The 6,785-nt window shown below is 70.4% G+C and carries 6 protein-coding genes; 1 reads left to right on the top strand and 5 read right to left on the bottom strand.

Annotated elements, in window-relative coordinates:
* Positions 1–428: 428 nt before the first annotated feature.
* The 5 genes from G4D87_RS30930 to G4D87_RS30910 form a co-directional block, all read right to left on the bottom strand.
* Complete coding sequence (locus tag G4D87_RS30930) at positions 429–1,352, bottom strand: SDR family oxidoreductase (protein WP_163786294.1); 924 nt, start codon at positions 1,350–1,352, stop codon at positions 429–431.
* Positions 1,353–1,387: 35 nt separating this feature from the next.
* Positions 1,388–2,242 (bottom strand): lysophospholipid acyltransferase family protein, encoded by an 855-nt coding sequence (locus tag G4D87_RS30925; RefSeq protein WP_163786293.1) that lies wholly within the window; start codon positions 2,240–2,242, stop codon positions 1,388–1,390.
* Between the two features lie 57 nt (positions 2,243–2,299).
* A complete protein-coding gene (locus G4D87_RS30920) occupies positions 2,300–3,253 on the bottom strand; it encodes a polysaccharide deacetylase family protein (RefSeq protein ID WP_163786292.1) in 954 nt (317 codons plus the stop codon).
* Positions 3,254–3,270: 17 nt separating this feature from the next.
* Positions 3,271–3,981, bottom strand: coding sequence for a glycosyltransferase family 2 protein (locus tag G4D87_RS30915; protein WP_163786291.1), 711 nt, complete (start codon positions 3,979–3,981; stop codon positions 3,271–3,273).
* 73 nt (positions 3,982–4,054) lie between these two features.
* Positions 4,055–5,368 (bottom strand): protoporphyrinogen/coproporphyrinogen oxidase, encoded by a 1,314-nt coding sequence (locus G4D87_RS30910; protein ID WP_163786290.1) that lies wholly within the window; start codon positions 5,366–5,368, stop codon positions 4,055–4,057.
* 206 nt (positions 5,369–5,574) lie between these two features.
* Between G4D87_RS30910 and G4D87_RS30905 the strand changes: the two genes are divergently transcribed.
* The coding region (locus G4D87_RS30905; protein WP_205507782.1) for a zinc-ribbon domain-containing protein at positions 5,575–6,785 on the top strand (1,211 nt) is incomplete at its 3' end.

Raw genomic sequence — 6,785 nt, 5'->3', positions numbered from 1 at the left:
CACCAGCCCCGAGCAGCCCCCATCCCCCTGAAAAGAAACCGCCCACCGTCTCGGGGCCGGCCGAGGCGGTGGGCGTCGGGAGCTCCCCTATGGAGCGCCCTACAAGAGTCCGCCCGCCGTCTCGGGGCCGGCCGAGACGGAGGGCGTCGGGAACTCCCCAATGGAGTGCCCTACAGTCTGACGGGGCGACACCGTTGCCGGGCCCATGTCGCCGCGCCGTGATGGACAGCCACTAGAGCAATGGGAGTGCCAAGCACCACACCCGGAGCGGGCGCTGGTGAATGGCTGGAGATTCAAGGGGTTGCAGCGCCCGGCGGCCAGACGCCGCCCAGCCTCCGCGGTGGGCCTCTGACATGCTTGTCAGGGGCCCCTGGGCCGGACGTCGCGCCGGGCCTGACAACGGTGTCAGGGCGCCTCGGACTTTCCAGCTAGTCGCCCTGGACGGAGCGGATGGTGTCGCGCATGGAGTGGCGCGGCTTCCAGGCCACGTCCTTCACCCAGCGGCTGCCGTCCACCGCGCAGAGGAACTGGATGTGGTCCAGCTCCGGCGGCGGGAAGTTGGCCAGCCGGTACTTGAACAGCATGCCCAGCAGCGGCCGGGCCACGGGGTGCGGCACGGGGATGGGGCTGTTGCCCAGCTCGCGCATCACCGAGGACAGGGGCACCTCGCCGGGGCCCACGACGTTGTAGACGCCCTTGGGCTCGGGGCGGAGCGCCTCCACCATGGCGCGCGCCACGTCCTCCACGTGGATGAGCTGCACCATGGGGTCGAAGCCCGCCATCATCCAGGGCCGGCGCATGCGCAGGTAGTTGGACGGCGCGTTCTTGATGGTGGGCCCGACGATGTGGACGGGCCGGAGGATGACCGTCTCGATGTGCGGGTGCTTCCAGAAGAAGCTGTGCGCCAGCATGTCCACTTCGATGAGGTCGCGCACGCCGGAGAAGCGGCTGGCGGCCATGAGCGGCGCGTCTTCCATGAGGAAGTTGGAGTTGTCCGGGCTGGGCCCGTAGACGTTGGCCGACGACAGGACGACGACCTTCTTCACGCCGTACTTCGCGCAGTACTCCAGCAGGCGCGTCGTGCCCACGACGTTGAAGGAGTGGTGCTCCTCCTCGCTCATCCGGGGGTCATGCATGATGCCCATGTGGATGACGGCGCGGATTTCGTTCTTCCGGAAGACGTCCTCCGCCTTCTTCTTGCGGAGGTCGAGCTCGTACATCTCGACGTCCTTCGGCCGTCCCGCGAAGGGCCGCCGATCGATGCCGATGATGCGCTCGTGCTTGTGCAGCAGCTTCGCGAGGGTGCGGCCGAGGTTGCCGCTGATGCCCGTGACGACGACGGCCGGTTTCATGGAACCCCCCTCTTTAGCACCGCCGCGCCGGGCGCTCACCAGAACACGCCCTGACGCTCCTTGAGGCCCTGGTGGAGCATGGACTGGATGGACGCCTTCACGGTGCGGACCTTCTTGTCCAACTCGCTGTCCTCGTCATCCGGGCGCCCGGAGAAGTGCAGCGGCTCCCCGAAGTAGATGCGGTACTTCGTGGGCAGGGGGATGGGCAGGCCCGTGGGAGTGATGGGGAAGGATGGGAAGCCAAAGAGCTTCGCCACCGGCTTCAGGTCCATCAGCGCCGGGGCCTGCTCCTCCGCGCCAATGACGGCCACGGGGACGATGGGCGTGTTCGTCTCCAGCGCCAGGCGCATGAAGCCCAGGCCGAACTCCTGGAGCTGGTAGCGCTGGGGCCACAGCTTGTTGATGCCGCGCGTGCCCTCGGGGAAGACGAGGATGGCCTCCTCCGACTCCAGCAGCCGCCGGCAGTTCTCCGGCGTGCCGACAATCTGCCCCACGCGGGCCATGAAGGTGGACACGTACGGGAGCGACGACACCCACTTCTCCACCATGCTGCGGATGACGCGGGGCGGGCTGGCGTCCAGCATCATCGCCACGCCAATCATGGCGCCGTCCATGGGCAGCTGGCCGGAGTGGTTGGACACCAGCAGCACCCGGCCGGCGGGCACGTGCTCGATGCCGTACGTCTCCACGCGGAAGTAGTTCCGGTAGAGCCACAGGAGCGGGGCCACCGCGGACAGGCTGTAGTCCAGGTCGAAGCCGAACGGGTCCACCCCGTACTCGTTCCCCGGGCGCGTCAGGCCCTGGAGCCGCTGCTTCTGCTCGCCGTTGGCCAGCCGGTCCGTCCACTCGCGCAGGCCCTTCTTCACTCGGTCGGTGACGTTCTCCAGCATGGGGGCTCTTTACACCACCCGCCCCGCACCGGCGAAGCAAGCATGCCATACCGGCCCTCAGAGGCAGCCGGGACGTGCGCTGGCGGACAGGCGCCCGGCGACGTCGCGCAGCGTGAGGACCTCCCGCTCCGACTTCAGCCAGCCGAACACCTCGCGCAGGCGCGCCATCTTCCGGGTGGCGCTGACGCGCAAATCCCGCTGCTGCCGCACCAGCTCCGGGGGAATCCCGTCCGACGCGTCCAGCACGTCCACGCCGTGCAGCTCGAAGTTGAAGAAGGTGTCCCGGCGGCAGGCGCGCCAGAGCCCGCGCAGGGACGCGCTCGGCAGCGTGGTGACGAAGGTGCCGATGAAGGGAAAGCGCAGCGCGGGCGTCACCGTCATGGGCAGTTCCAGCACGGCGCCCGAGCCCCGCCGGTAGGGCCGCGCCGGGTCGGGCCAGTACGGCACCCGAGGCGCCAGCAGCACGCGGGGCGTATCCAGCACGGAGCGGGACGGACGCCCCAGCATCGCCAGGCCCCCCATCACCACCGCCTTCGCCAGGTAGTACGGCACGGCGGGGAAGGCCGAGGAGCCATACCGGTAGCCCAGCGCCGCAGTGGCCGCGTACAGGTCCGCGTTGAGCGTGTAGCCCGGCGCGCGGAACCCCTCCGGCCGCGCGCCCGTGGCCGCGAGGATGGCGGCATCCGCGCGCGCCAGGTCGGCGTGGATGGCCTGGGGGCCCCGGCGCGTCAGCGCGTAGTCATGGGCGTGGCTGTGGCTGGCCACTTCGATGCCCGCCTCGTGGGAGGCGCGCATGCCCGCCACGGCGACCGGGTCGGACTCCAGGTCCTCGCCGATGACGAAGAAGGTCCCCGGAATGCCCAGCCCGTCGAGCAGCTCCCGGAAGCGAGGCACCGCCACCGCGTGCACCAGCGAGCGGGCGCGGGCGTCCAGCAGCGACTCCGGCAGGCCATGGATGCGGCAGTAGTGGGGCAGCGAGTCGAGGTCGACGGAGATGGACGCCAGCCGCACGGTGCGCCCTCCCCGGCTCAGGTCCCGCGGACGCGGATGACGTAGAACAGCTTGCCCACGTTCTTGAGCACGTTGGGCACGCGCTTGAACAGGTGGATGGAGGGCTGGCGCTTCTCGTGGAGTTGGATGGGAATCTCCATCACCCGCAGGCCCTCGCGCCACGCGCGGATGACGAACTCGCTGGCGAACACGTCCATGTCCACCACGCACTTCTGGATGACGGGCAGCAGCGCCTCGCGGCGGAACGCCTTCAGGCCGTGCGTGTCCGTGCCCTGGAAGCCCAGCGCCACCCTCAGCAGCTTGTTGTGCACCCGCGTGGCCGCCCGGCGAATCAGCGGGCGCTGGTCACTGGCGCCCTTGGCCGCCTTGGAGCCCACCACCATGTCCGACTCGCCCCGCTCCAGCCGCGGCAGCGCCGCGTCGTAGAAGGTCAGGTCGCACAGGTCGATTTCATCACAGACGACGTAGGTGCCCCGGGCCTTGAGGATGCCGGCCTTGAGCGCCACGCCGTAGTTGGGCGTCTCCGAGTGGAACCAGCGCAGGCGCGGGTTGTTCGCGCACAGCGCCTCGAGGATGGCCGGCGTGGCGTCGCGCGAGCCGTTCTCCGCGAAGATGATTTCGTAGTCGAGCCCGCGCGCATCCAGCCCCTGGCGCAACTCCTCCGCCGCCGAGGCGATGATGGACTCCTCGTTGTAGACAGGGATGACGACGGTGAGGTGCGGGGCCATGAACTCGAACCGGGATGGCTAACACGCCCCAGGCCACCCGTCGACACAATGCGACGGGTGGGCGAGGGGGATGTCAACCGTTGAGTGTCCTCGCGCACGCGCGCCCGGCGAGGATGGCGTCCTCCATGGAGGAGTACTCCCACTGCCCATAGCGGCCGGCGATCTGGACTCCGGCATGCTCCAGGAAGCGCAGAATCTCCGACTTCGCCGGGCCGTAGGCGTCGTCGTAGAGCACGTAGGCGTGGGGAATCTCGCGCGCCTGGGCGAAGAGCACGTCGTCCGCGGCGTGAATCATCTGCGAGCGCACCAGGTCCTCCACCGCGTACTTCTCCGCCGCGGCCGGGGACAGCTCGCCGTGGTGGCTGTACTCCACGTAGAAGGTGGACGTGTCCGGCGGCGCCAGCGGCGCGTACACCGCGGAGGGCGAGCCGATGCGGTACGTGTGGAACTCCGGCTCCGGCAGGTAGATCCAATGCCAGGGCTGGCGGTTGGACCCCTTGGCGCCCACGGCCACGTAGGTGACGGTGGTGGCGCGCAGTTGCTTCGCCGCGTCCTGCACCGTGTCCGGCACGCCGGCCTCGCCCTGGGCGAGCAGCTTCACCAACCCGGGCAGGGAGATGCTGGACACCAACCCCGCATAGGGCTGCACGCTTCCGTCCGACAGCGTCACCTTCCGGGCCTTCCAGTCGATGGCGGTGGGCTCGGTGTGCGTGCTGAGCTGGCCGCCCTTCAGGTGGCTCAGCATGGCGCGGGCGAGGCTCTCGATGCCGCCCTCGCGTGGGTACAGGAACGACGCGTTGTAGCCCACCGCGTCGCTGCCAGCGCCCAGCGCGCCGTCCACCACTTCCTTCAGGTTGGGGCGGGGCACGAAGCGGCCCACCCAGGCGGCGGACATCTCACGCGGGTGCACCGTCCACAGCTTCTGGTTGTAGGGCACCATGAAGTTCTTCGCGAAGCCCTCCCCCATGAAGCGGAGGATGAACTCCTCGAAGTTGCGCGGCTCGCGCTCGCGCAGCGCGCGGCCCTTCTCACCGTAGACGGCCTCCACGTAGCCGGTCAGGTTCTCCGCCACCACCTCCGGCGGCAGGCCATGGGTGTTCACCTGGTACGGGAAGCGGGTGAACACCCCCCGCGTGAAGATGCCGGCCTTGCGCTGGATGCGCACCATCTGCTCCGGCAGCCACAGCGTGTTCACCAGGGCCTGGATTTCCGGGTCGCGCAGGTGGAGCCAGTGACCGGTGGGGTCAAAATAACACCCCTGGATGACCTCGGTCTTGATGAGGCCGCCGACCCGGTCGGACTTCTCGATGAGGCGCCAGGGCTTGTTCAGGAAGTGGGCCGTGGACAGGCCCGCGAGGCCCGCGCCCAGGATGACAATGGGTTCCATTGAGGGGCGGGTCTAGCATCTTCCACTCCGGGAGCGGCGAATCGAACGCGGCGTGCTGACCGGTGGACGGCGGGAGCCCTCGCCTGCTTGCCCGGGAGGGTGCGCTTCAACCTCCTCGTGCGCGTTCTTTCCGGGCTGGAAACGCCTCTGGTAGCCTGCGCGCACCGCGAAGGCGCTCGGTCCCCCTCTCGCGAGTTCGGAACCCCATGAAAGTCTCCTGCCCGTCTTGCCAGACGAACTACAACATCGATGACAAGCGGATCCCCCCGGGCGGCGCGAAGCTCAAGTGCGCCCGGTGCCAGACCACTTTCCCCATCAAGCTCGAAGCGGTGAGCGCGCCCGCGGCGCCTGCTCCCGCCGAGCCCGCCGTTCCGCTGCCGGGTGCCACCGCCGCGCCCCAGGCCGCCGCCATCCCGCTGCCCGGTGCCGCGCCCGCGCAGTCCGCCGCCATTCCGCTCCCCGGCGCCGCGCCCGCGCAGTCCGCCGCCATTCCGCTCCCCGGCGGCGCGCCCGCGCAGTCCGCCGCGATTCCGCTCCCCGGCGCGCCCGCGTCCACGGGGGCCATCCCGTTGCCAGGTGCCGCGCCGGCCCACGCCGCCGCCATTCCGCTTCCAGGTGCGCCCGCGGGAGCCATCCCGCTGCCGGGTGCCCCCGAGGCGCTCAGCGCCGCGCCCCACGCCGCCGCCATTCCCCTGCCCGGAGCGGCCGCGCCTCAGCCCGCCGCCATTCCGTTGCCGGGTGGCGCCCCGGAAGCCGACCCGTTCGCCTTCGACATGGGAGAGCCCGCACAGGCAGAGGCCATCCCGCTGCCCGGAGGCGCCCCGGAAGCCGACCCGTTCGCCTTCGACATGAGCGAGCCCGCACAGGCAGAGGCCATCCCGCTGCCCGGAGGCGCCCCGGAAGCCGACCCGTTCGCCTTCGACATGAGCGAGCCCGCCCAGGCAGAGGCCGCCTTGCCCCTCCCGGGCGCCGCGCCCGAGGAGGACGCCTTCGCCTTCGACATGAGCTCGCCCGCGGAGGCCGCCGCGGCCATGCCGCAGGCAGGTGGCCCGTCCGGCATGGACGCGTTCGGTGACGACTTTGGCGAGCCGGCCCAGGACACCCACGAGGTGACGCGCGTCGTCTCCATTCCGCTGCCGACCGACGCCTACCGCGAGCCGACCGACGCTCCGTCGTCGGGCTACGGCGTGAATGAGCCCGCGGAAACGGCGCGCGACTTCGACTTCGAGACCGTCGAAGCCCCCGTCGAGGACGCCGCGCAGGGCTACGGCGTGAACGCACCCGCGGGCACCGCCAGGGACTTCGACTTCGCCGATGACGCCCTGCCCGTTCCCGTCGAGGCGCCGCCCGCCGACGACGCGTTCGCCTTCGACATCGAAGCCCCCAGCGGTGCCGCCCAGGCCCAGCCGCCCCAGGC

This window comes from Myxococcus vastator (assembly GCF_010894475.1).
Lineage (GTDB): Bacteria > Myxococcota > Myxococcia > Myxococcales > Myxococcaceae > Myxococcus > Myxococcus vastator.
Note: the sequence above shows the minus strand (reverse complement) of the source record. Positions and strands in the feature narration are given on the sequence as shown.

Bases quoted from the DNA above. Each gene is read 5' to 3' on its own strand.
- G4D87_RS30915 (WP_163786291.1), bottom strand. From the start codon at position 3,981: ATGGCCCCGCACCTCACCGTCGTCATCCCTGTCTACAACGAGGAGTCC.
- G4D87_RS30910 (WP_163786290.1), bottom strand. From the start codon at position 5,368: ATGGAACCCATTGTCATCCTGGGCGCGGGCCTCGCGGGCCTGTCCACG.
- G4D87_RS30925 (WP_163786293.1), bottom strand. From the start codon at position 2,242: ATGCTGGAGAACGTCACCGACCGAGTGAAGAAGGGCCTGCGCGAGTGG.
- G4D87_RS30930 (WP_163786294.1), bottom strand. From the start codon at position 1,352: ATGAAACCGGCCGTCGTCGTCACGGGCATCAGCGGCAACCTCGGCCGC.